Source organism: Variovorax sp. E3 (assembly GCF_016082275.1).
In the GTDB taxonomy this organism is placed as follows: Bacteria; Pseudomonadota; Gammaproteobacteria; order Burkholderiales; family Burkholderiaceae_C; genus Variovorax.
This window is the reverse complement of record NZ_MOWM01000033.1, coordinates 31,829-56,057: the sequence shown is the minus strand read 5'-3', so window position 1 is coordinate 56,057 and position 24,229 is coordinate 31,829. Positions and strand designations below refer to the sequence as shown.

At 67.4% G+C, this 24,229-nt stretch carries 19 protein-coding genes and 5 pseudogenes; 11 read left to right on the top strand and 13 right to left on the bottom strand.

The features are described from left to right. Nucleotides 1-450, bottom strand: a 450-nt coding sequence (locus tag BMG07_RS14480) for an alpha/beta hydrolase (protein ID WP_198085156.1), incomplete at its 3' end; no start/stop codon positions are given. A 90-nt stretch (nucleotides 451-540) separates the two neighbouring features. Then, nucleotides 541-1,757: pseudogene (gene purT, locus BMG07_RS14475) on the bottom strand (formate-dependent phosphoribosylglycinamide formyltransferase). A gap of 187 nt (nucleotides 1,758-1,944) precedes the next feature. Here purT and BMG07_RS14470 point away from each other — a divergent pair. The 3 genes and pseudogenes from BMG07_RS14470 to BMG07_RS14460 all read left to right on the top strand — a co-directional run. After that, complete coding sequence (locus BMG07_RS14470; RefSeq protein WP_198085155.1) at nucleotides 1,945-2,793, top strand: 3-hydroxybutyryl-CoA dehydrogenase; 849 nt, start codon at nucleotides 1,945-1,947, stop codon at nucleotides 2,791-2,793. Nucleotides 2,794-2,830: 37 nt separating this feature from the next. Continuing rightward, nucleotides 2,831-3,646, top strand: coding sequence for a crotonase/enoyl-CoA hydratase family protein (locus BMG07_RS14465; RefSeq protein WP_198085154.1), 816 nt, complete (start codon nucleotides 2,831-2,833; stop codon nucleotides 3,644-3,646). Nucleotides 3,647-3,677: 31 nt separating this feature from the next. Next, a pseudogene (locus tag BMG07_RS14460) lies at nucleotides 3,678-4,999 on the top strand (serine hydrolase domain-containing protein); the annotation flags it as partial. A 31-nt stretch (nucleotides 5,000-5,030) separates the two neighbouring features. Here BMG07_RS14460 and BMG07_RS14455 read toward each other — a convergent pair. Further along, a complete protein-coding gene (locus BMG07_RS14455; RefSeq protein ID WP_198085153.1) occupies nucleotides 5,031-5,816 on the bottom strand; it encodes a type III pantothenate kinase in 786 nt (261 codons plus the stop codon). A 137-nt stretch (nucleotides 5,817-5,953) separates the two neighbouring features. Between BMG07_RS14455 and lysM the strand changes: the two genes are divergently transcribed. Together lysM and BMG07_RS14445 are read left to right on the top strand one after the other, a co-directional pair. After that, nucleotides 5,954-6,424 carry a peptidoglycan-binding protein LysM gene (lysM, locus tag BMG07_RS14450; RefSeq protein ID WP_198085152.1) on the top strand — a complete coding sequence of 157 codons (471 nt, stop codon included), beginning with the start codon at nucleotides 5,954-5,956 and terminating at the stop codon, nucleotides 6,422-6,424. 155 nt (nucleotides 6,425-6,579) lie between these two features. After that, the gene (locus BMG07_RS14445) at nucleotides 6,580-7,590 is read left to right on the top strand and encodes a LacI family DNA-binding transcriptional regulator (RefSeq protein ID WP_198085151.1); all 1,011 of its coding nucleotides are present in this window, start codon (nucleotides 6,580-6,582) and stop codon (nucleotides 7,588-7,590) included. Here the strand turns inward: BMG07_RS14445 and BMG07_RS14440 are convergent. From BMG07_RS14440 to BMG07_RS14410, 8 genes and pseudogenes are all read right to left on the bottom strand, one after another. Continuing rightward, nucleotides 7,556-8,524 (bottom strand): AraC family transcriptional regulator, encoded by a 969-nt coding sequence (locus BMG07_RS14440; RefSeq protein ID WP_198085150.1) that lies wholly within the window; start codon nucleotides 8,522-8,524, stop codon nucleotides 7,556-7,558. The genes BMG07_RS14445 and BMG07_RS14440 overlap by 35 nt on opposite strands. Nucleotides 8,525-8,564: 40 nt before the next feature. After that, entirely contained in the window at nucleotides 8,565-9,548 is a 984-nt protein-coding gene (locus BMG07_RS14435; RefSeq protein ID WP_269758958.1) for an FGGY-family carbohydrate kinase, read from the bottom strand. A 62-nt stretch (nucleotides 9,549-9,610) separates the two neighbouring features. Continuing rightward, a pseudogene (locus BMG07_RS42110) lies at nucleotides 9,611-10,096 on the bottom strand (FGGY family carbohydrate kinase); the annotation flags it as partial. 38 nt (nucleotides 10,097-10,134) lie between these two features. Further along, nucleotides 10,135-11,165 (bottom strand): annotated as a pseudogene (locus tag BMG07_RS14430) (ABC transporter permease). An 8-nt stretch (nucleotides 11,166-11,173) separates the two neighbouring features. Further along, on the bottom strand, nucleotides 11,174-12,775 hold the full coding sequence (locus BMG07_RS14425) for a sugar ABC transporter ATP-binding protein (protein ID WP_198085148.1): 1,602 nt from the start codon (nucleotides 12,773-12,775) through the stop codon (nucleotides 11,174-11,176). Nucleotides 12,776-12,814: 39 nt separating this feature from the next. Further along, on the bottom strand, nucleotides 12,815-13,825 hold the full coding sequence (locus BMG07_RS14420) for an autoinducer 2 ABC transporter substrate-binding protein (protein WP_198085147.1): 1,011 nt from the start codon (nucleotides 13,823-13,825) through the stop codon (nucleotides 12,815-12,817). Between the two features lie 116 nt (nucleotides 13,826-13,941). Further along, complete coding sequence (locus tag BMG07_RS14415; RefSeq protein WP_198085146.1) at nucleotides 13,942-14,931, bottom strand: ABC transporter permease; 990 nt, start codon at nucleotides 14,929-14,931, stop codon at nucleotides 13,942-13,944. A 194-nt stretch (nucleotides 14,932-15,125) separates the two neighbouring features. Beyond that, nucleotides 15,126-16,079, bottom strand: a complete 954-nt coding sequence (locus BMG07_RS14410; RefSeq protein ID WP_198085145.1) for an AraC family transcriptional regulator — start codon at nucleotides 16,077-16,079, stop codon at nucleotides 15,126-15,128. Between the two features lie 136 nt (nucleotides 16,080-16,215). On the opposite strand from BMG07_RS14410, the gene BMG07_RS14405 reads away from it, so the two are divergent. The 3 genes from BMG07_RS14405 to BMG07_RS14395 all read left to right on the top strand — a co-directional run bounded on the left by BMG07_RS14405 (nucleotide 16,216) and on the right by BMG07_RS14395 (nucleotide 17,712). After that, nucleotides 16,216-16,488, top strand: a complete 273-nt coding sequence (locus tag BMG07_RS14405; RefSeq protein WP_130428343.1) for a DUF4242 domain-containing protein — start codon at nucleotides 16,216-16,218, stop codon at nucleotides 16,486-16,488. A gap of 197 nt (nucleotides 16,489-16,685) precedes the next feature. After that, nucleotides 16,686-17,315, top strand: coding sequence for a nucleotidyltransferase domain-containing protein (locus BMG07_RS14400; protein ID WP_198085144.1), 630 nt, complete (start codon nucleotides 16,686-16,688; stop codon nucleotides 17,313-17,315). Further along, nucleotides 17,263-17,712, top strand: a complete 450-nt coding sequence (locus tag BMG07_RS14395; RefSeq protein WP_198085143.1) for a DNA-binding protein — start codon at nucleotides 17,263-17,265, stop codon at nucleotides 17,710-17,712. The genes BMG07_RS14400 and BMG07_RS14395 overlap by 53 nt, the downstream gene beginning before the upstream one ends. Nucleotides 17,713-17,773: 61 nt before the next feature. Here BMG07_RS14395 and BMG07_RS14390 read toward each other — a convergent pair whose 3' ends face one another. Beyond that, nucleotides 17,774-18,184 carry a rhodanese-like domain-containing protein gene (locus BMG07_RS14390; RefSeq protein WP_198085142.1) on the bottom strand — a complete coding sequence of 137 codons (411 nt, stop codon included), beginning with the start codon at nucleotides 18,182-18,184 and terminating at the stop codon, nucleotides 17,774-17,776. Nucleotides 18,185-18,362: 178 nt separating this feature from the next. On the opposite strand from BMG07_RS14390, the gene BMG07_RS14385 reads away from it, so the two are divergent. The 3 genes from BMG07_RS14385 to BMG07_RS14375 all read left to right on the top strand — a co-directional run bounded on the left by BMG07_RS14385 (nucleotide 18,363) and on the right by BMG07_RS14375 (nucleotide 22,143). Further along, nucleotides 18,363-19,478, top strand: coding sequence for a TRAP transporter substrate-binding protein (locus tag BMG07_RS14385; RefSeq protein ID WP_198085141.1), 1,116 nt, complete (start codon nucleotides 18,363-18,365; stop codon nucleotides 19,476-19,478). Nucleotides 19,479-19,579: 101 nt separating this feature from the next. Next, nucleotides 19,580-20,218, top strand: a complete 639-nt coding sequence (locus BMG07_RS14380) for a TRAP transporter small permease subunit (RefSeq protein WP_198085140.1) — start codon at nucleotides 19,580-19,582, stop codon at nucleotides 20,216-20,218. Next, the gene (locus BMG07_RS14375) at nucleotides 20,215-22,143 is read left to right on the top strand and encodes a TRAP transporter large permease subunit (RefSeq protein ID WP_198085139.1); all 1,929 of its coding nucleotides are present in this window, start codon (nucleotides 20,215-20,217) and stop codon (nucleotides 22,141-22,143) included. Before BMG07_RS14380 ends, BMG07_RS14375 begins: the two co-directional genes overlap by 4 nt. A 33-nt stretch (nucleotides 22,144-22,176) precedes the next feature. Here the strand turns inward: BMG07_RS14375 and BMG07_RS44885 are convergent. Beyond that, a pseudogene (locus BMG07_RS44885) lies at nucleotides 22,177-24,161 on the bottom strand (PEP/pyruvate-binding domain-containing protein). Nucleotides 24,162-24,229: the final 68 nt, after the last annotated feature.

The following is a 24,229-nucleotide window of genomic DNA, read 5'->3' as shown; positions in this document are numbered from 1 at the left end:
GCTCGCGTCGAGCCCCAGCGCGGCGGCCTCGCGGCGCACCCAGCGGGTGGCAGCCAGCGCGTCGTCGAAGGCGGCGGGAAAGCGGTGTTCCGGGGCCATGCGGTAGTCGACCGCCACCACGGCGCAGCCGGCGCCGTTGGCCAGTTCGCGGCACAGCACGTCGTGCGTGTCGAGGTCGCCGATGACCCAGCCGCCGCCGTGGTAGTACACCAGCACGGGCAACGGGCCTGCGCCCGACCCCAATGGCCGGTACAGGCGCACCGGGATGGTGCCGTGCGGCCCGTCGGCGGCGAGGTCGCGCACCTCGGCCACTTCAGCCGGCAGCGGCTGGGTGGCGGTGCGGCGCTCGCGGTAGAAGGCCCGCGCGTCGGCGGGCGAGAGGGTGTGGGTCGGCGGAATGCCGCGCGCCTCGAGGTAGTCGAGCAAGGCGCGCGCCTGGGGATGCAGCATGGTGTCTCCGGTGGATCCGTCCGACCATGCCCGCGCCGTTGCGGCGCGGCTTGCGGAAACTGGCTATGCCATATCGGGCCTTACGCGGCCTTACGTGGCCTTGCGCGGCTTCACGCGCGAGGCGGCTTCCTTGGCCAGCTTGCGCGCCGTGTCGGTGTCCGCCGCGTGCACCAGCGCCACGCCCATGCGGCGCTTGGTGAAGCTCTCGGGCTTGCCGAACAGGCGGATGTCGCTGCCGGGCACCTGCAGCGCCTCGGCCACGCCGTCGAAGGCGATGCCGGTGGCGTCCACGCCGCCGTAGATCACCGCGCTGGCACCCGGGCTCTTAAGCGAGGTGTCCACCGGCAGGCCGAGGATGGCGCGCGCATGCAGCTCGAACTCGTTCTGCCACTGCGTGGCCATGGTGACCATGCCGGTGTCGTGCGGGCGCGGGCTCACTTCGCTGAACCAGACCTCGTCGCCCTTCACGAACAGCTCCACGCCGAACAGGCCCTGGCCGCCCAGGTCGGCCGTGACGGCCTGGGCGATCTGCTGCGCCTTCCGCAGCGCGGCCGGCGCCATGGGGTGCGGCTGCCAGCTCTCGACGTAGTCGCCGCTGACCTGCACGTGGCCGATGGGGTCGCAGAATTTGGTTTCGACGGCGCCGGCGCGTCCTTGGCGCGCACGGTCAGCAGCGTGATCTCGTAGTCGAAGTCGATGAAGCCCTCGACGATCACGCGGCCGTGGCTCACGCGGCCGCCGGCCATGGCGTAGTCCCAGGCCTTCTGCACGTCGGCGGGGCCGTCGATCTTGCTCTGGCCCTTGCCGGAGCTGCTCATCACGGGCTTGACGATGCAGGGGTAGCCAATTCCTTTTCCATCCGCTTCGTCGATCGCCGCCTGCAGCTCTGCCAGCGAGTCGCAGAACTTGTAGGGGCTGGTGGGCACGCCCAGCGTCTCGGCGGCCAGGCGGCGGATGCCTTCGCGGTCCATCGTGAGGCGGGCGGCGCGGGCAGTGGGAATGACGCGCACCGTGCCCGCGTCTTCGAGCTGCTGCAGCATGGGCGTGGCGATGGCCTCGATCTCGGGCACCACCAGCGTGGGCTTCTCGGCCTCGATCAGCGCCTGGAGTTGCGCGGGGTCGCTCATGGTGATGGTGCGCGCGTGGTGCGCCACCTGCTGGCCGGGGGCGTTCTCGTAGCGGTCGACGGCGATGGTCTCGACGCCGAGGCGCTGCAGGGCGATCAGCACCTCCTTGCCGAGTTCACCGGAGCCGAGCAGCATCACGCGGGTGGCGGAAGGGGAAAGGGGGGTGCCGAGGGTGGTCATGGTCGGGGGTCGGGAAAAGAGGGAGAAAAAGCAACCGCAGGACTGTAAGCCACCCACGCGGCGTGGGTGTCACACACGGCAACGGCGGGGCCATGGGGCTGATTCACAATCGATGGCCTTGCCGGGGCGCCCGCCCCGCGCATCCCTGATTTTTTCCCTGCTTTTTCATTCTTCAAGGAGTTTTCTCATGGCTATCCAGACTGTCGGCATCATCGGCGCCGGAACGATGGGCAACGGCATCGCGCAGGCCTGCGCGGTGGCCGGCGTGAACGTGGTGATGGTCGACATCGCCCAGGCGGCGGTCGACAAGGGCCTGGCCACCGTGTCGGGCAGCCTCGACCGCCTGATCAAGAAGGAAAAGCTCACCGCCGAGCAGAAGACCGCCGCGCTGGCGCTGATCAAGGGCTCGACCAACTACGAAGACCTCAAGGGCGCGCAGCTGGTCATCGAGGCCGCCACCGAGAACCACGCGCTCAAGCTGAAGATCCTCAAGCAGGTCGACGAGATGCTGCCCGCCGAAGTGATCGTCGCGTCGAACACCTCGTCGATCTCGATCACGCAGCTGGCCGCCGCCACCTCGCGCCCCGACCGCTTCATCGGCATGCACTTCTTCAACCCGGTGCCGATGATGGCGCTGGTGGAGCTGATCCGCGGCTACCTCACGAGCGACGCCACGCACGACACGGTGAAGGAACTGGCCGTGAAGCTCGGCAAGTCGCCCATCACGGTGAAGAACGCGCCGGGCTTCGTGGTCAACCGCATCCTGGTGCCGATGATCAACGAGGCCTTCTTCGTGCTGTCCGAAGGCATTGCCACGGCCGAGGACATCGACGCCGGCATGAAGCTGGGCTGCAACCAGCCCATCGGCCCGCTGGCGCTGGCCGACATGATCGGCCTGGACGTGTGCCTGGCCGTGATGGAGGTCTACCTCGAGCAGTTCGGCGACTCCAAGTACCGCCCCTGCCCGCTGCTGAAGGAAATGGTCGCCGCCGGCCAACTGGGCCGCAAGACCGGCCGCGGCGTCTACACCTACTGAACCGCGCAGCCATAACAACAACACGGAGACAAGACCGATGACTGCGACCCCCACCACCCCACCGGCAGAAGGCTGCATCGACACCCAGGTGCTCGACCACGTGCTGCTGATCGGCATCAACCGGCCCGCCAAGCGCAACGGCTGGACGCCGCCGATGTTCAAGCAGCTGGCCGAGGCCTACACCCGCCTGGACGACGACCCGAACCTGCGCGTGGGCGTGCTGCATGCCTTCGGCGACCACTTCACGGCGGGCCTGGACCTGCCGGCGGTGACCGAGTACATGAAGCGCGGCGAGAAGGCGATTCCCGCCGGGCTGGTGGAGCCGCACGACTTCGGCCTGCCCGACTACCGCCGCCGCACCAAGCCGATGGTGGTGGCCGTGAAGGGCATCTGCTTCACGGTCGGCATCGAGCTGATGCTGGGCGCCGACATCGTGGTGGCGGCCGACAACTGCCGCTTCTCGCAGATGGAAGTGCAGCGCGGCATCATGGCCACGGGCGGCGCCACCTTGCGCATGGCCGAGCGCGCGGGCGTGGGCAACGCGATGCTGCACCTGCTCACGGCCGACGAGTTCGACAGCGCCGAGGCCTATCGCCTGAACTTCGTGCAGAAGGTGGTGGCCGCCGGGCAGGAGCTCGACGCGGCACTGGCCATTGCGCAGCGCATCGCCGCGCAGGCCCCGCTGGCGGTGGTGGCCACGCGGCTCAACGTCATCAAGGCGGTGGAGCAAGGCCCGTTGGCGGCCGTGTCGGAGTTCATCGAGACGCAGAAGCGCCTGTCGAACAGCGAGGACGCGGCCGAAGGCGTGCGCTCTTTCGTCGAGCGCCGGCCAGCGCGCTTCAGCGGCCGCTGATCCCTTTCACTCCCAGGACCCACAGACCACCATGCCACGCACCTCCGCTCGCACGGCGCTCGCCGCCGCCCTGACCACCACCCTGCTCGCAGTGAACACCAGCCACGCCCAGACACCCGCGCCCGCCGCGCTACCCGACCCCGCGGCCACCTCGGTCGACGCGCTGGGCTGGATGAAGGGCTTTCCGCCCCCGCCCGACAAGCTCATCACCTTCGACAACCCGGCCGGCGGCGTGTTTCCGCGCACGCGCTGGAGCTTCTCGCACGTGCGCGAGACGGTGCCCACCAGCAACGTGTGGCGCGGCGCCGGCGCGGCCACCCCGCTGCCCGCGGCCACCTCGCCCGTGCAGATCGAGGCCGTCACCTTCAAGCCGCTGGGCGGCGAGCAGACGCTGAACTTCGCGCAGATGATCGCCGGCACCTACACCGACGGCATCCTCGTGATGCACCGCGGCAAGGTGGTCTACGAGAAGTACTTCGGCGCGCTCACGCCCGAGCGCCCGCACATCGCGATGTCGGTCACCAAGTCCTTCGTGGGCACGCTCGCCGCCATCCTCGCCGACGAAGGCAAGCTCGACCCGGCCGCCCCCGTCACCAAGTACATCCCCGAGCTGAAAGACACCGCCTACGGCGACGCCACCGTGCGCCAGGTGATGGACATGACCGTGGGCGTGCACTACTCCGAGAACTACGCCGACCCCAAGGCCGAGATCTGGGACTACGCCCGCGCCGGCGGCATGCTCACCCAGGGCCAGAACTACACGGGCCCCAAGTCGTTCTACGAGTTCCTCGTCACGCTGAAGAAGGAAGGCGAGCACGGCGACGGCTTCGCCTACAAGACCGTGAACGCGAGGTGCTCGCGTGGATCCTGCGGCGCGCCAGCAACCAGTCGCTGGCCGACCTGCTGAGCGAGAAGATCTGGCGCCGCATCGGCGCCGAGCAGGACGCGTACTTCATGGTCGACCGCATCGGCACCGAGTCGGGCGGCGGCGGCCTGAACACCGTGCTGCGCGACCTGGCCCGCTTCGGCGAGACCATGCGCAACGACGGCCGCGCCGCCAACGGGCAGCAAGCCATTCCGAAGGCGGTGGTCGAAGACATCCGGCGCGGCGGCGACCCGGCCAAGTTCGAGAAGGCCGGCTACGCGCTGCTCAAGGGCTGGTCGTACCGCGACATGTGGTGGGTGACGAACAACCCGCACGGCGCGTACATGGCGCGCGGCATCCACGGCCAGAGCATCTACGTGGACCCGAAGGCCGAGATGGTCATCGTGCGCTACGCGGCGCACCCGGTGGCCGCCAACGGCGCGAACGACCCGCTGACGCTGCCCGCGTTCCAGGCCATGGGCGAAGCTGATGCGGCGCTGAGGCCGCACCGCCAGTGTTTCAGCCGATCGCCCGTTCGCGGGCGATCACCAGGAGCCCGTCCATGATGAGGCTCTCGACCAGCTCGAAGTGCCCGTTCATCACGGGCGCCATCTTCCAGCCCGCGCCGCCGGTCATGTAGCAGGCCGGCTCGGCGCCGCAGTGCGAGCGCACGTGCTGCACCATGCGCTCGACCGCGCCGGCAATGGCGTAGGTGCCGCCGCTGGTCAGCGCGTCGCTGGTGTTGGTGGGAAATTCGCGCACCTCGCCGGTCGGCACGTGCAGCCCGGCGGTGCCCGACTCCAGCGCGCGCAGCATGATGCCGTGGCCCGGCAGGATCAGGCCGCCCAGGAACTTGCCGTCGGCGTCGATCGCCTCGACCGTCACGGCCGTGCCGATCAGCACCACCACCATCGGCCGCGCCGGCTCGCCCGGCTGCTCGGCCAGCATGCGGTGGCGCGCCCCGATCATGGCCACGAAGCGGTCGGCGCCCAGGCGGGTCGGGTGGTCGTAGCCGTTGACGATGCCGGCCTCGCCCGCGCTCGGCATCACCCAGCGCGCGGGGCAGTCGAAGCGCTCGACGATCTGCTCTTCGGCGCGACGCCGTACGGCGTCGCCGGCCACCACGCAGCCCAGCATGGACCCGGGCGCGGGCAGGTCGGCCCACGGGCCGTCGGCCAGCCGTTCGATGTGGTCGAGGAATTCGGCGCCCTGTGCCTGCAACACGGCACCGGGACGGGCCGAGTCGTAGAGCGCCCACTTGAGGCGGGTGTTGCCGATGTCGATTGCGAGGAAGGGGGATGCCATGCGCGCGATTATTGCGACTTTGTGATTAGTCATGCTGGCGCATGCGTCGCATACGCGGCATGGGCCTACGCGGGGCCCCGGCGTTCGGCCGCACCATCGCCCGTTCCCATCCACCAACCAGGCACAAGGAGAGAACCATGGGTTTGCTGAGTTTCATCAAGGAAGCGGGAGAAAAACTGTTCGGCGGATCGTCGGCCCAGGCCGCCACGCCCGACACCCCCGACGCCAACCAGGCGGCCGGCGCGGCCATCAAGACCTACATCGAGAGCCAGAACCTGGGCCTCACCGCGCTCGTGGTGACCTACACCGCCAGCAGCGGCGTGGTCACCCTGGCGGGCCAGGCGCCTTCGCAGGAGTCCAGCGAGAAAGCCTCGCTGGCCGCGGGCAACGTGGCCAACGTGACGAGCGTGGAGAACAACCTCGTCGCCCCGGCCGCGCCGCCCGCGCAGTACCACGACGTGGTGCGGGGCGACACGCTCTCGGCCATTTCGAAGAAGTACTACGGCGACGCCAACAAGTACAACGCGATCTTCGAGGCCAACAAGCCGATGCTGAGCAACCCCGACAAGATCTATCCGGGGCAGAAGCTGCGCATTCCGCCGTTGTGAGCTGATCGTTCCCGCTCGCTTCTCCCTCGGCGAACGCCCAGGCCGGCAGGCACCCGGGCGCTTAAACTGCCGCCGATGAAATGCAAGCTCGATGCCGCCCCATCCTGCAGCCCTGCCGCCGAAGGGCGTGCGGGTTGCCCTGCCGGACCGGACCGATGAGCCGACGCGAGCCGACCATCTACGACCTGGCACAGTTGGCGGACACGTCCGCATCCACGGTCAGTGCCATCCTGAACGGCACGTGGAAGAGCCGGCGCATCGGCGAGGACACGGCAATACGCGTCCTGGCACTCGCCAAGGACCTGAAGTACACGCTCAACCGGCAGGCCAGCGGCCTGCGGCGCAAGCGCTCCGGCCTGATCGGCATGCTCATTCCGACGCACGACAACCGCTTCTTCAGCGCCATGTCGCAGACCTTCGAACGGCTGGCACGCGAGCGGCATCTCTATCCCATCGTGGTCAGCACGCTGCGCGATCCGAAACTGGAAGCCGAGACGGCGCGCACCCTGATCTCCTACCAGATCGAATACCTGCTGGTGACCGGGGCCTCCGCGCCCGATGCGGTGAGCCGGATCTGCTCGCACCACGGCATTGCGCACCTCAACGTCGACCTGCCGGGCAAGCTGGCGCCCTCCGTCGTCTCCGACAACCGCTGGGGCGCCCGCGAGCTCACGACGAAGCTCATCGAACGATCGACGGCGCCGCGCGCCAGGCGACGCAACCGGTTCTGTTTCGTCGGCGGCATTCCCAGCGACCACAACACCGCACGACGGATCGAAGGATTTTCAGACGCCATCACCGAGGCCTTCGGCAGCCTGGACGGCGCGGACGTCGACGCCTGCGGCTACGAAGCAGACCAGGCCGAGGCATCGGTGCGCGCGCTGTACCAGCGCATGGGCGGGCTGCCGCGCGGGCTGTTCGTCAACTCGACCATTGCGCTGGAGGGCGTGGTGCGATTCCTCAAGACCCTTGCGCTGGAGGAAGTTCATCAGTGCACGATCGGCAGCTACGACTGGGATCCGTTCGCGGCTTGCCTGAGCTTTCCGTTGCTCATGGTGCGGCAGGACATTCCGGGACTGCTCGGAAAGGCGTTCGAGATCATCGATTCGGGGCACTTCGGCGTCACCGAGGTCATTCAGATCCGGCCCGAATTGGTTGAAGCCTGAGCTGCCGCACCCGGGCCGCGCCAAACCTGCCCGACATGCGATTCCGGTATTCGCTCGGGGTCATGCTTTTCAGCCGGCGAAAGTGCCGATTGAAATTGGAAATGTTGTTGAAGCCCACCAGGTAGCAGATGCTGGACACCTGCGCGTCGCTCTTGCTCAACAGCTCGCAGGCCCTGGCAACGCGGACGCTGATCAGGAAATCGGTGTAGGTGCTTCCGGTCACCCGCCTGAACAGTCTCGACAGGGCATGGACGCCGATGCCGGCGCAATCGCCGGCCTGTGCCAGCGACAGCCGGTCGGCATAGTTGCGATAGACAAGCTCCTGCACCCTCTCGACCCGCGGGTCGACGGCCACCTTGCGCGGGCTTCGGGCGTCGGGCACCGACGTCGAAGAGAAAGACCGGAACTCGGGCCACCGGCTCAGGCACTGCAGCAGTTCGGCCAGGGCACAGAAGCGGGCGACGCCGGATGTGTTCTGCACGAGGCGAAAGCGGTCGAGCAGATCCTGGTCGGCATTGAGGAACTCGACGCCGCAGCGATCGCGGTCCAGCAGCGACACCGCGCCACGCAGGTCCGCAAGAAGCTCCGCGGCTTTGTGCATCAGGTCCTTTGCGAAGTGAATCACGACACTGCGCTCGCTCACGCCGGTTGCCGGTAGATCGAGCGAGACGAGGTTGTGCGGGACGCGGGGGCTGACCAGGACGATGGACCCTGGCCTGAACGCGCCCACATGGTTGCCGACGTAGATGCGCCCCGATGTCTGGACGACGAGCTGAAGCTCGTATTCGTCGTGGTAGTGCCATCGCTCCAGGCTGGAAGGCGCGCCGTGGACGTAGCAACCGATGCCACCCGACGGCTCGACGCCCAGTTCGACGTTTCGCGCCAGCTCGCTCTCGAACAAGGCGTCGCGTCGCGCTTGAGTCAGATCGTCCATCGCAGAACTTCGGGCGTGGTGCGGCGGCCCTGCCAACCGGCTAGCGCGCCCTCGGCCCGGCGCTGTCCGAGGCGATGGATTTCAGCGCATGCATCACGTCGCGGGTGCCGTCGTAGAGCTTGCGGTACTGGGTGTACAGGCTGTCGTAGATCGCGCGCCGCGAAGGGTCGGGAACGATGCGGCGCCCCGGCCTGACCCAGCTGGAAATGTCGCCGCGCTGCACCAGTCCCGCCGCGCAGCCCGCCAGGAAGGCATTGCCGAAGCTCGCGCCGACCGTCACCGCCGGCACCTCCTGCTCCACCTGCGCGATGTCGGAGACGATCTGCAGCCAGGTATTGCCTTGCGCGCCGCCGCCGACGGCCACCACGCGGCGGACCTTCGCGCCGATATCGGCGAAGGCTTCCAGGTTGTGGCGCACGCCGAAACCCACGCCTTCGAGCACGGCCCTGAAAAGCTGCTCCCTGGAATGGGACAGGCTGAGCCCGGCGATCACGCCGCTGGCGCGCGTGTCGTTGATGGGCGTGCGCTCGCCGCTGAAATACGGCAGCACCAGCAGGCCGCCCGCGCCCGGCGACACCTTGGCGGCGCCTTCGAAGAGCGCCGCGTAGCCGCCGGGTTCGTCGAGTTCGCGCGCGAGTTCGTCCTTGAACCAGCGCGTCAGGCTGCCCGTTGTGCTCATGCCGGCGGCCAGGTTGAATTGGCCTTCGTAGGCACCCGCCACGGTCCAGACCCGCGGATCGGGTGTCGGCGCGTCCTGCACCAGAACGAAGAACGTGGTGCTTCCGTACATCACCATCAGGTCGCCGGGAGCGACGACACCCACGCTGATCGCTTCGCTCAGCGCATCGACCGCCCCCACGGCCACGGGCGTTCCGGCCGCCAGACCGGTCGCTCGCGCGGCTTCCGCGCTGACCTCGCCGGCGATCTCGTCGGACCAGCCGGGACGGGGCAGCGCGTCCAACGGGACGAAGGCGCGGTTGAAGCGCTCGTCCCACGTCCCCGTGCCGGGGTTGTACAAGGGCATGTAGTGGCTTGCCGTGTGCCGGTCGGTGCGATGCCGGCCCGTGAGGCGCAAGCCAGGTACGAGCTGGCCGTGGCCAGGTGCGCGGTTGCCGCCCAGACCTCGGGCTCGTGCTTGCGGATCCAGCGGATCTTCGGTCCGATGGCCTGGCTGGTGAGGTCCATCAGCGAGAAATCGCGAATGGCGGCGGCCCCGAACTCCGTTTCGATCTCGGCGATTTCCGCCTCCGCGCGCACATCCACGCCGTAGAGGATGGCGGGCCGAAGCGGCCGCATCTTCGCGTCCAGCGGCACCACGCAAGGGCCGATCGCGCTGACCGCCACTGCCGCGACGTCTTCCGTGCTCAGGCCGGTGCCTTGCATCACCAGCTTGCACAACGCACAGACATCGTGCCACCAGACCTTGTCGGCGTCCTGCTCCACGTGCCCGGGGTACGGCAGGCTGATGTCGTGAGGGATCGTGGCGGTGTTGAGGATGCGTCCGTCCAGCGTCGTCAGGGTGGCCTTGCTGCTGTAGGTTCCGACGTCGATGCCAAGCAATGCGTGCTTCATGAGTGCGATAAGGGGAAAGCGAAATTGCGATGGCGGAATCAGCGTGCGCGCCGGATCGAGAAGAGTGCGCCGGCCACCAGGATGAACGCGCCCACGATGACCTTTTGCCACGTGCTGGGTACACCCGCGAGGATGAGCACGTTGTTGATCAGCGTGACCAGCAGCACGCCCAGCAGCGTGCCGAGCACGGTCCCGTTCCCCCCGGTGATGCGCGCTCCGCCCAGTACCACGGCCGCGATCACGTCGAGTTCGGTGCCGACCAGATCGAAGGGGTTGGCCAGGCGGTTGCTCGAGACGTGAATCACGCCGGCGACGCCCGCCAGGAGCCCCGCGTAGCCGAACACGAACATGTGCACCACGCGCAACCGATAGCCCAGGCGTTCCGCGATCCCCAGGCTGCCACCGATGGCATACACCGCGCGGCCGATCAGCGTGCGGTTGAGGATGAACCAGGTGACGCCCGCGGCGGCGGCCAGCACGAGCACCGACGCCGGCAGCACCGAGATCGCGCCCTGATCGGTGACGTGGCGCAGCAATGCGGCGCGGCCGAAGCTGTCCATCGGGTCCGGAATCTCCATCAGGAACACGGTGCCGACGAACGTCAGGAGAAAACCGCGGAACAGGTATTGGGTGCCGATCGTGACGATGAGCGACGGCGCCTTGAGCCAGTCGACCAGGCAGCCGTTGAGGATGCCCAGGAGCACGCCGCCGAAGCACCCGCCAGCAGGATCAGGGGCATCGGCGCCTGCGGCCACCACAGCGTCACCGCCTTCGTGATCGCGTACATCGTGAGTGCCGCGATCGCCGTGAAGGACACATCGATGCCGCCCGCCGCGAGCACGACGAGCACGCCGAGGGCAAAGATGCCCACGACCGTGCAGGAGCGAAGAATGTCGAACAGCATCCCGACCTGGAGGAAGTCGGGGTTGAGGAAGGACACCGTGATCGCAACCATGGCGATCATCAATGCGGTGAAGAATTCCGGGCGCTCGCCCAGAAGCTGGCGTTGGCGCGCGGGGGCCTGCACGGCCGGCGAAGTGCGAAGCTCTGTCGATGTCATGGCGGTCATTCGGCGATTCAGTTCGGGGAGGTCTCCGACAGCAGCGCCCGGTAGAGCGTGCTCTCGTCCAGTTGCCGTGCGTCGAACTGCGAGACGAGCCGGCCTTTCTTCATCAGCAGGATGCGGTCGCAGTTCTGCAGCAGTTCGGGCAGGTCGTCGCTGACCAGGATCACCGACAGCCCCTCCTCGGCCAGGCGCTGGACGAGGCGATAGATGATGTCCTTCGAGCCCACGTCGACGCCCACGGTCGGGCCGTGCAGGATCAACAGGCGCGGCTTGATGGTGAGCCAGCGCCCGATGAGCACGCGCTGCTGGTTGCCGCCGGACAAGGACTGCACGGGGCGCAGGACATCGGGCGTGGCGATCTGCAGGTCGCGCACGATGGTTTCGGCCAGCGCCTGGCCGCGCTGCGGCTCCAGCAGCCCCAGGCGGCCTCGCAACTTCGAGATCACGACCGAGACGACGTTTTCCTGGATGGACTTGTCGAGGAACAGGCCTTCGCCGAGCCTGTCTTCGGGCACGTAGCCGATGCCCAGAGCGATCGCATCGCCGGGTTGCTGCAGCACCACGACCTCGCCGTCGAGCGCGATCGAGCCGGAGTCCGCCGGCGCCACGCCGGCCAGCGCATGCGCGAGTTCATTGCGCCCCGAGTCGAGCAGGCCCGTCACGCCGAGGATCTCGCCGCGACCGAGCACGAAGTCGACGTCTGAAAACGCACCGCGCCGGCCGAGCCCCCGGACCTTCAGCAACTCCGGCCCGTTGGCAGGCGTCGTCCTGTATCGCTGGGTCGCGATGTCGCGGCCTGTCATGAGGCGTGCCAGCTCCGCCTTGTCGAAGCCGGCGATGGGCCCCTGCGCCACCTTCTGTCCGTCACGGAACACGATGACCTCGCCGCCGATGGCATAGCACTCGTCGAGCTTGTGACTCACGAAGAGCACCGCCACGCCGTTCGACTGCAGTTTGCGCACCACGGCGATCAGGTTGTCGACCTCGCGCTTCGTGAGCGCCGTGGTCGGCTCGTCCATGATCACCATGCGCGCGTTCGTGGCAATGGCGCGGGCAATGGCGATCAGTTGCCGGGTCGCGATCGGCAGCGACTCCACCAGCGCACGCTGGAAGCCGGCGGCGTCGGGAAGGCCCACCATGGCGAGTGCGCGGGCGGCTGTCTGCGCCAGCTTGCGCCGATCCAGCCCGCGCGAGAGCCGCCCCCGGTTCGCAACGAGCTGCTCCGTCAGCCCGATGTTCTCGGCAACGCTCAGGTTCGGCAGGAGCGAGAGGTCCTGATAGACCGTCTCGATGCCGGCCGTGAGCGAGTCCAGGGACGACAGCGCGGCGAAGCGCACGCCGTTGATGCGAAGCTCGCCTTCATCGGGAGGCTGCACGCCCGAGATGATCTTGATCAGCGTGCTCTTGCCGCACCCGTTCTCGCCCAGCAGGTGATAGACCTCGCCGGGCCGGATCGTCAGCGAGACGCCCCGCAGCGCATGCACGCCGGCGAAGCGCTTGTGAACGCCCACGACCTCCAGGAATGCGCCGACGGCGGCCGAGCCCGCTCGGCCTTCGACTTCATGTTCGCTCGCGGACGCGCGCGTTTCTTCTGCAAACTCGGTGGACGCCATGCTTGTGGTCTCGTTCAGATGCGCTCGAGCCGGACGGCCTCAGAACGGGTATTGCTTGTAGTTGCTCTTGTCGACGTCGACCCAGGCCTGGCCGCGAACGATCACGCCGCGTCCCGGTCCCTTGGAAACCAGCACCTTCTCGTAGCCCTTGACGCCCAGGTTCATGCCGGTTTCGGGGCTCTTGCCGTCCAGCAGCAGCTTGGCCATCTTGTTCATGACGATGCCCGCATCCTTCGGATCCCAGAACGAGATGCCGGTGATGGCGCCCGACTCCAGCAGCTTGGCGGCTTCGCCGGGCAGGCCGGTTCCGAAGACGCAGACCTTGCCCTGCTTGCCCGCCTCTTCCACCGCGCGGCCGATGCCCAGGACGTCGAGGGACGAGGAGCCCTGGAAGCCCTTGATGTCCGGATACTTGCGCAACAGCTCCTTGGTTTTTTCATAGGCCTTGGTCGCGTCGTTGAACGACTCGTTCTTGGCGGCGACGAGCTGCAGGCCCGCATATTTCTTCGACGCATTCGCCGCGCCGGCATCGGCCCACTGCACATGCGACTGGCTGCCCAGCGACCCGACGAAGGAGGTCCACTTGCCGCTCTTGTTCATGCACTCCGCCATGCGGTCGTTCAGGCGCGCGCCGTAGTCGACGTTGTCGAAAGCCTCGATGTCGATCTGCGTGTTCTTCTGGTTGTCGGCCTCGTGGGTCACCACCTTGATGCCTTTGTCGATCGCCCGCTTGAGCACCGGTTCGAGCGTCGGCGGGTCGAAGGGAACGACCGCGATGGCGCTGACGTTCTTGGCCACGAGGTCTTCGATCACGCGCAGTTGCTGCGCCGCGTCCGCCTGACCGGGGCCTGTCTGGAAAGTCTTGATGCCGGCGTTGTCGGTGCCGAACGCCTTGACGCCATCTTCCATGCGGTTGAACCAGCTGATGCCGGTGATCTTCACCACGGTGGCGATGACCTGCTCTTTGCCTTGCGCATGGATTGCGCCCACGGCGGTGGCCGCCGCGGCGGCGATCAAAGCGCACGGGATCAGTTTTCTGGTGTTTTTCATCTTGGCTGTCTCCTTGAAAAATCGCCCTTCGACACATGCGCCCGACGCAAGAAGGGAATTGCGCCGGGGCCTTCGGGAAGTGAATGAATGAATGAATGGATGACTTGGCGCGGTGCTCAACCCCGGCGCGGCAGCCAGCGCTTGAACTCGACGCGTGAGGAGGCCAGGAACAGCAGCAGCATCAGTCCCCAGGCACAGTCGCGGAAAAAGCTGGAAATGCCCACCAGGTTGAAAGCGCTCGAGAGAACCTGCAAGGCCGTGGCGGAGAAGAAAAGGCAGGTCATGCGGCCGTATCCGCCGGAGGGCCTGACGCCGGCCATCACGGCGATCAGGATGGTGATGAGCAGGTACGAGCCGCCGTAGTCCCACTTCACGCTCGCGGTGCGCGATGCGATGAGCACGCCGGCCAGCGCGGCCAGCGCGCCGCTCAGGACGTAGGTCGTGAGCAGGACCCTGGTCGGCGAGATGCCCGTGAAGCGCGCCGCCTTCGGATTCGTGCCCATCAGGTAGAGCCGCACGCCGTAGGCGCTGCGGCCGAGGACCAGGCCCAGCAGCAGCGTGGCCAGGAAGAAGATGACGAAGGCAATGGGAATGCCCAGCACCATGTCGTTGCCGATGGCCGACAGCGGCTCCACGTAGCCCAGCCGCACGGCGGAGCCGTTGGTGAGGACGACCGCGATGCCGGTGAACACCAGTTGCGTACCCAGCGTTGCCAGGATCGGCGTGAGCCCCAGGCGTGCGATGAGCAAGCCGTTGACCGCGCCGCCCACGACGCCCGTGACCAGGGCCACGGCGGCGAAGAGCACGGTGAAAAGGGCCGGCGCATCGTCGGGAGACACCAGCTGCGGCGCAACCAGCGCGCCCACCACGCCGGCCAGGTTGGCCATGGCGGCGCCGGACAGGTCGATGCCGCCGTTGCCGGAAATCATGGTGAGCATCACGCCGATGGCGAGCAACCCGATTTCGGGCAGCTGGCTTGCCATCGACTGGAGGTTGTCGGCGCTGGCGAACTGCCCGCGGGACCAGGCGGTCGCGACAACGATCACCAGCAGATTCACCAGCAGCAGGAACGACAGTTGCGGGTCACGAGGAAGGCCGAGCTTCATGATCTGGCGATGGCGCGGGGAGCGGGAACTGCCGCGTCACAAGAAGAGGTTTGAATGTTTTGCACAATCGATTGTGCAGAGAGACGCAATCCTAGGCAGACAGGCGTCGAAGAACCATCAGGGTTTACCTCAAGGGCATGCGGCCCAATCCATCGGGCCGCCGCGCGCTCCTCACGCTTTCGCCGCACGGCCTCCTAGGCGCCGTTGTGCCTCCATGCCCCTGGTGACACGCCGTACTCGCGCTTGAATGCGCGGTTGAAGGCGGCTTCCGACTCGTAGCCGACACCCTCGGCAATGCGCGCCAGGTTGCACTGGTCCTTTCGCAGCATGCCGGCGGCCAGGATCATGCGCCAGCGCGCCAGGTAGTGCATGGGCGGCGCGCCCACCAGTTCGGTGAAGCGGTCCGCGAGCACGCTGCGCGAGATGTGGGTTTCCTGCGCCAGTGCGTCGACCGTCCAGTTGCGCGCGGGCTCGGCATGCATCAGCGCCAGGCAGCGGCTCACGTGGGGGTCGCGCAGGCCGGCCAGCCAGCCGGGGCTGTTGGCGGGCATGGACTCGATGTAGCCGCGCAGCACTTCGGCGAACAGCACTTCCGCCACCTTGGCGGCGACCATCTCCGAACCGGGCGTATGCGAAGCCGCATCGCCCAGCACGAAGTCGATGGACTGCTCGATCCACGGGCCCGCCGGCCTGCTGCGCAGCGGCGTGGTGAACAGGCGCGGAATGTTCGCCATGACGGGGTTGGGCGCGTCGCCCTCGTACGCGAACCAGCTGCACACGAGCAATGTGCGCTCGCCATTGCCGCCATAGCGCACACGCTCCAGCTCGGGCGCCCGCGGACTCACCACATGCGCCATGTCCACTGCCGCATGCTGCAGGCCGCTGCCCAGCACATGAGAGTCGCCATGCGGCGCGGCGATGACTTCGCCGGCATGTGCCCGGATCGGCGCCCCGCCTTCGACCTGGGCCCAGCATTCGCCTTGCAGCACCAGGTGGCAGATGGCCAGGCGCTGCGCACCGGGCCTGAGCAACTGCGCGATGTCCGTACCCTTGGGTACCTTGAAACACCAGGGTGCATACATGTCCCCGTTCAGGAACAGCGCGCCCTCCAGGCGGATGGTCCGCAGCACGTCAGACAAGACATCCATGGTCACCTCCCGGCAAGCGAGGGCGGGGTTTCGGTCAACAAGTCCGGCGAAGCGGGCAATACGGAACGGCTTCGCGTCGGCACCATAGGCACTGGTCACCTTCGACCGATTCTAGGCAGTAGACAGGAGTACCGATATGCCCAAATTCGTCATCGAGCGAGACATCCCAGGCGCCGGCAAGCTGACCCCGTCGGACCTGAAATCCATCTCGCAAAAGTCCTGCGGTGTGCTCAGCAGCATGGGCACCGACATCCAGTGGATCCACAGCTACGTGACCGACGACCGCGTCTATTGCGTCTACCAGGCCACCGACGAGGCCCTGGTGCGCCGGCACGCGGAGCTCGGCGGCTTTCCGGCCAATCGCGTGGACCGGGTCTACAGCGTGATCGACCCGGCCACGGCCGAGTGAGGCGAGCGGATCTTTTCGGTCAGTTCTGCCGCCAGGGCAGACGCCCCCGACGCCAACCAAGCCCACGGCACGCCGTGGGCTTCCTGTTTTCGGCTCACCATGAGTGCCGCGCGATCGACGGTGCTTGAACAATGCATGAGACAAGCCGGCATTCCACACTTGCCGAATGTCGCCTTATTAGCAACAATCGTCGCCTAATGAGCAACGACTCTTCCTTGATGGACCTGCTGTTTCCCGCCGCGCGCCAACGCACGCTGGCGGTGCTGTTGCTGCAGCCACAGTCGAGCTTCCACCTGCGGGAACTTGCGCGCCTGACCGCCAGCCATGCGGGCACGCTGGCGCGAGAGGTAGATAAGCTGGCGCGCACAGGCCTGCTGGTACGCAGCGAACAAGGCAACCAGGTGCGCTACGGCGCCAACACAAGCCATCCTCTGTTCGATGATCTGGCGGCGCTGTTTCGCAAGACGCACGGCGTGGTGCCTGCCGTGCGCGATGCGCTGGCGCCTCTGGATGCGCAAATCGGGTTGGCGCTGGTCTTCGGCTCCATCGCGCGTGGCACACCCTCGCCGGGCAGCGACGTGGACTTGCTGGTGCTGGGCAGCGTGGATTTCATGGCGCTGGCACAGGCAGTGTTCCCTCTGCATGCGGCGCTGGGCCGCGAGGTGAACACGGTGCTCTACACGCCCGAAGAATTTGCGCAGCGCGCGCGCAGCGGCGATGCATTCGCACGCGACATACTGGCCAAGCCAAAGCTGTTCGTGAAGGGAGGAGCCGATGAGCTTGCTGAACTTGCTGGCAATCGGGCGACTGCAGCCCCATCAGCCTGATGCAGCGGGCATCGCCAAATTGCTTCAGGCGGCGCGGCGAAATCTGGCCGACGCGCATGTGGCACAGGTGAGCGCCGACAACCGATTCGATGCGGCCTACAAATCCATCATGCAATGCGCGATGCTGGGTTTGTGGGCCAACGGCTACCGCACGTCCACCAGCCAGCCGGGCCACCACCAGACGGCCATCCAGAGCCTCGGCCTGACGATGGCGGTGGCACAGCCGGAGATCATCGTGCTCGATGCGCTGCGCCGGCAACGCAACGTGAGCGACTACGAAGGTGACCCGGTTTCCACCGCCACGCTGCAGGCCTGTATCGCCCAGGCCGCACAGCTGCTGACCCATGCCGAGAACTGGCTCCGCGCCCATCGCCCGGATCTTCTGACCCCGCCATGAAGAGAGCGCCATCGAGCAGCGGCGCCACACGGTCTTCTGCATCGTAGCGAGGGCAGGCTACTCAGCTCTGCTTCCACGGCAACCCGCGCTTGCGCCATCCGCCGATCAACCCACGGTGGCCGTTCTCGTCCGGGTTGCCTTCAAAGCCTTCGAGGATGTTGTAGGCCTCGACCCCCAGCTCGGTCGCCCGCTTGGCAGCCGCCACCGAGCGCACCCCGCTGCGGCACAGCAGCACGACCTTCTTGCCGCCTTCACCGGCCGCGCGCACGCCCGCGTCGAAGGCCGGGTTCATCGCCATGCCCGGCCACTGCTTCCACGCCAGCGGCACGGCGCCCGGCACATAGCCGACCCATTCGCGCTCGGCGTCGGTGCGCACGTCGACCATCACGGCTTCGCCGCTGGTCATCCACTGGGCGGCCTGCTCGGGCGTCACGTCGCCGGCGTAGCCCTTGTTCGCCACGGATTCAGTCATCTCTTTGTTTCCTTGCAGTACGGGTTTTCAACTAGCGGGATTTTTCACCGCTTCGTGAAAACCCTGTTTGTCGCGTGTTCCCTCGCGCCAAATGATGGCGGCTTGGGCCTGTCAAACCATAACTCCAAGACGGCGGCCTGGGTTTTCCCAGTCAGAACAGCCAATTGGAGAGAGACAAATGACAGACAGCAAACTGCCCCGCCGCCGCGGGCTGCTCAAGGGCGCCGCCGTGGCCGCCGGCGCCATGTCGGTGCCGATGGTCAGCATGGCCCAGACCACGTCCTTGCGCTTCCAGAGCACCTGGCCCGCCAAGGACATCTTCCACGAGTACGCGCAGGACTACGCCAAGAAGGTCAATGACATGGCGGGCAACCGCCTGAAGATCGAGGTGCTGCCCGCCGGCTCGGTGGTGCCCGCCTTTCAGCTGCTCGACGCGGTGGCCAAGGGCACGCTCGACGGCGGCCACGGCGTGGTCGCGTACTGGTACGGCAAGAACTCGGCGCTTGCGCTGTGGGGGTCGGGCCCGGGCTACGGCATGGACGCCAACATGATCCTGGCCTGGCACACCTACGGCGGCGGCAAGGCGCTGATGGACGAGATCTACAAGAGCCTGAACCTGGACGTCGCCTCCTACCTCTACGGCCCCATGCCCACGCAGCCGCTGGGCTGGTTCAAGAAGCCGGTGGCCAAGGCCGAGGACATGAAGGGCCTGAAGTTCCGCACCGTGGGCCTGGCGGTCGACGTATTCACCGACATGGGCGCGGCCGTGAACCCGCTGCCCGGCGGCGAGATCGTGCCCGCGCTGGACCGCGGGCTGATCGACGCGGCCGAGTTCAACAACGCCTCCAGCGACCGCGTGCTGGGCTTTCCCGACGTGGCCAAGAACTGCATGCTGCAGAGCTTCCACCAGAGCGGCGAGCAGTTCGAGGTGCTGTTCAACGGCGGCAAGCTCAAGTCGCTGCCGCCCGAGCTCAAGTCGATCATCGAGTACGCCACGCAGGCGGCCAGTGCCGACATGAGCTGGAAGGCCATCGACCGCAACTCCAAGGACTATGAAGAGCTGAAGAAGAGCGGCATCAAGTTCTACAAGACGCCCGACGCCGTGCTGCGCGCGCAGCTCGCCTCGTGGGACAAGACCATCGCCAAGAAGTCGGCCGAGAACCCGATGTTCAAGAAGGTGCTCGACTCGCAGCGTGCCTTCGCCGAGCGCGCGGGCCAGTGGCAGAACGACTATTCGGTCGATTTCAAGATGGCCTACAACCACTACTTCGGACGGCAGGCCAAGAAGACCTGATGCGCGTCACGTGACGCAAGGGCGCCCGCGCGGCGCCCTCTTTTTTCATGCCTGCACGCAAGCAAGCCGCGCCCGATGGCCGCGGCGAGGAGTTCGTTCCGATGCAATCCTTTCTCCTGGCGGTCGACCGGTTCTCCACCTGGATCGGCAAGACCTTCGCCTGGTGCGCCCTGCTGCTCACACTGCTGATCAGCTGGGAAGTGTTCTCGCGCTACGCGCTCAACAACCCGCACGCCTGGGTGCTGGACGCGCAGATCATGCTGTACGGCGCCATGTTCATGACCGCCGGCGCGTACACGCTCTCCAAGAACGGCCATGTGCGCGGCGACGTGCTCTACGGCTTCTTCCGCCCGCGCACGCAGGCCATCGTCGACCTGGTGCTGTACATCGTGTTCTTCCTGCCGGGCATCGTCGCGCTCACCTGGGCGGGCTGGGTCTATGCGGGCGAGTCGCTGGCCATTCGCGAGCAGACCTTCTCGGCCGAGCCGCTGCCGCTGTACCCGTTCAAGTTCATCATTCCGCTCGCGGGCTTCACGCTGCTGCTGCAGGGCATGGCCGAGATCATCCGCTGCGTGCAGTGCATCCAGCGCGGCGCATGGCCGTCGCGCGAGCAGGACGTGGAAGAGGTCGACGTCGCAAAGCTCAAGGAAATGGTGCACGTGAAGGACGAGGACATCGCCGCGCTCGACCGCGTGGTGGTGGCGCCGGCCGCGCACCCGGCCGGCGGAGGCGCGCGATGATCCGCCGCGAACTCTGGTTCGGCCTGTCGTTCATGGCGCTGATCGTGATCGGCGCGGGCTCGGTGCTGGCAAGCGCCGAGACCATCACCAACGGCCACCTCGGGCTGCTGATGCTGTCGCTCGTGGTGGTGGCCATCATGCTGGGCTTTCCCACGGCGTTCACGCTGATGGGCATGGGCATGATCTTCACGTGGCTGGCCTACGACCGCGACTGGCACCGCACGCTCGACCTGATGGTGCAGTCGGCCTTCAAGACCATGGCCAACGACGTGCTCATCGCGGTGCCGCTGTTCGTGTTCATGGGCTACCTGGTGGAGCGCGCGAACCTCATCGAGTCGCTGTTCAAGAGCCTGCACCTGGCGCTGGCGCGGCTGCCGGGCGCGCTGGCCGTGGCCACGCTGGTCACGTGCACCATCTTCGCGACGGCCACCGGCATCGTGGGCGCGGTGGTCACGCTGATGGGCCTGCTGGCGCTGCCGGCCATGCTGCGCGGCGGCTACAGCGTGCCGCTGGCCGCGGGCGCCATCACGGCGGGCGGCTGCCTGGGCATCCTGATCCCGCCGTCGGTGCTGCTGATCGTCTACGGCGCGACGGCGGGCGTGTCGGTGGTGCAGCTGTATGCGGGCGCGTTCTTTCCGGGGCTGATGCTTGCGTCGCTCTATGTGCTGTATGTGATCCTCATCGCGTGGCTCAAGCCGCAGTGGGCGCCGCCGCTGTCGCAGGCCGAGCGCGTGGTGCCGCTGCCGCCGCTGTCGCAGCGGCTGGCCGACAGCCCCGCAGCGCACGCGCTGGTCGGGCTGCTGAAGGGGCGGCGCAATGCCGACGTGCCGTTCTCGCATGTGCTCAAGCAACTGGGCATCGTCGCGATGCCCGGCGTGATCTTCCTGCTGCTCGCGGTCTTCAGCTACAAGGCCGTGACGACAGTCGAGGCGCAGGCGCGCTACGACATCGAGGAGATCGGCGCCGTGCGCAGCGCGGCACCCAGCGCGGGCGGTCTGCAGGAGCCGCCGAGCGAGGGTGGGCTGCAGGAGCCACCGCGTGAAGACAGCCTGCAGGAGCCTCCCGGCGAGGAACAGGCACCCGCGCCCGCCGCGTCCGCGGCGCCGCTGGCCGAACCGCCCGAAGCCGCGCCGGGCATCACCGAGACAAACGAAGCCGCCGCCACCGAGCGCCCCGCGCCCACCTGGTGGTGGGTCACCTTCGCGATCTTCGGCGCCATGGTCACGCTGTTCTATCTGTTCCTGAGCTTCGCGCGGCTCGAGATCTTCAAGATGCTGCTGGCGTCGTTCTTTCCGCTGGTGCTGCTGATCATGTCGGTGCTGGGCTCGATCGTGCTGGGCCTGGCCACGCCGACCGAAGCCGCGGCCATGGGCGCGCTCGGCGGCATGCTGCTGGCGGCGGCCTACCGGCGGCTGAACCTCACGGTGCTGAAGGAGTCGGTGTTCCTCACGGCCAAGACCTCGGCCATGGTGTGCTGGCTGTTCGTGGGCTCGGCCATTTTCTCGGCCGCGTTCGCGCTGCTGGGCGGACAGGCGCTGGTGGAAGAGTGGGTGCTCGGCATGAACCTCACGAAGGTGGAGTTCCTGATCCTGAGCCAGGTCATCATCTTCCTGCTGGGCTGGCCGCTGGAGTGGACCGAGATCATCGTGATCTTCATGCCCATCTTCATTCCGCTGCTCGACAACTTCGGCGTCGACCCGCTGTTCTTCGGGCTGCTGGTGGCGCTGAACCTGCAGACGGCGTTCCTGTCGCCACCGGTGGCCATGGCCGCCTTCTACCTGAAGGGCGTGAGCCCGCCGCACGTGACGCTGAACCAGATCTTCCTGGGCATGCTGCCGTTCATGGGGATCCAGGTGCTGGCGATCGTGCTGCTGTACATGTGGCCGCAGATCGGGTTGTGGCTGCCGCAGTTGCTGTACAAGTAGCAGGAAGGCCGCAGGAAGCGGCGGGCGCTGAACTCAGCGCCGCCGCTCCACATACGGCCGCGCCTGCAGCAGCACGATCTTGTCTCCCACCGTCGCCCACTCGATGTCCTGATCGACCGCGTTGAAGGTGCGCTTCACGGCCGCGCCCACGTTCGCGAGCCGCACCACGAGCTCATCGGTCAGCACGTTGCGCCCGGCCTCCACCGGCACCTCCTTCACCCCGCCCTCCTTGTCGAGCTGCAGCGAGGTTTCCTCGGCCGAGCGGCTCAGCACCTGGATGGCCTTCGACCAGCTCGAATACATCACCTGCTCGGCCACGCGCTGCCCCTCGACCACGCGGATGCCGATGCCGCGCTTGGCCGAGATGTACGTGACGTGCGGATGGCCCGCGTCGAAGGGGTCGCGCGTGATCATCACGCCGGCGTTGGTCGAGTCGATGGCGGTCTGCACGAACACGCCCATCAGCACCGACTCGGCACCGAAGCCCGCGGCGCTGCGCGCTTCCCAGGCCTCGGGGTTGAACACCGAGGCCCAGACCTTCTTCACCGCGACCTCGAGCGCGTCGCCGGTCTTGACGTTGGGCACGGTGGTGTAGAGCCCCGCGCCGCTGAAGCCGGGCAGGTCTTCGGAGTTCGACGAGCTGCGCACGAACACGCCGCCCCCGCCCAGTTGCGACTGCCATGCGGCGCGCCATGAAGCGGCGGTGGATGCATCGACCGGCCATTGCACGATCTCGTCGCGCAGTTGCGCCAGCGCCTTCTGCCGCAGCTTCGGATCGCTCGCGAAGCCGGGCTGCTGCTGCATGCGCGCGATGCGATCGGCCAGGCCGTTGGCGCGCATGAAGCGGTCGTAGTGCGCGAACGGCACGCAGAAGCCGTCGGGCACCGACGTGCCCGGAATGCGCGCGGCCTGCATCGCGCCCAGGTTCGCGGCCTTGGTGCCGCACTGCGCGCTATTGCGCGCGCGCAGCGACACCAGCGGCAGCAACCTGGCTTCGCGCAGGTCGGGCTTGATGGCACGCGCGCCGCCGGGCACCGCGCCGGCGGCTGCTGTGCGCACGGCGCGCGGCGGCAGCGCAGCGATTTCGTCGGCCGCAAGGCGCCGCACCTGGTAGCCCGAGGCCGCGACCTTCAGCGCCACCCACTGGCCCGCGTGCTCCTTCAGCACGGCGGCGGCGTCGCGCACGTAGGCGTTCGGAATGCCCCAGCCCTTGGCCAGCAGGTTGACGTGCGACAGCGCGGTCGACGGCCGCTCGGTCAGCACGCCCGCCACCGGCGGCAGGCTGATCGGCACCTGGCGCAGCACGGCGATGTCGTCGGGCAGCAGCGCGTTGATGCCCGACTCGTCGTCCACGATGCGCACGCGGCCGGTGGCGGTGCCCAGGTTCATCGGCAAAAAGGGCTGCTCGCGGATCAGCGCTTCCTGGCTCACGTAGTCGATGCCGGTTTCCTTGGCGATGCGTTCGTGCAGCGTGGAGTTGGTCTTGAACTTCACGGGCGCGAAGAAGCTGGCCTTCACTTGCGCGTCGGCCTGCCGCAGCAGCGGCGCGGTGAGCTGGTCGCCCTCCCAGAACTCGTAGGTGAAGGTGCCGATGTTCTGCTGCCAGCTCAGCGTGCCGAACAGGAAGCGGCGGTCGGGCACGAGGTAGTTGCGGTCGATCTCGCGCTTGATGGTGTTCGGCACGAGCCGCGTGTCGCGCAGGAAGCGCACGTGCAGCTGGTAGCGCGGCGTGTCGATGTAGTACATGCGCGCCGGCTTCGCCTTCAGGTCGACGGCGAACAGCACGTGGGCCAGCTGCATCGGCGTGCCGGCGTCGTAGACGCGCGCCAGCGTGTCGAAGTCGCCCTGGCTGCGCAGCGCCGGCAGCGACGACGGCACGGCCGGGCGCGGCACCAGCTGCGCGGCCGGGCCTCGGGTTGCGGCTGGTTCTGCTGCTGGTAGTAGGAAGGCTTGCGCGCCAGCTGGGCCTGGGCGGACGGTGTCCCCGCGGCCACCAAGGACAGCGCCAGCGCCGTCATCCAGGCTGTACGCTCCCGCGTTCTGCTTGTGTTGTGAAAACGCATTTCTCCCACCGGGCATGCGTTGT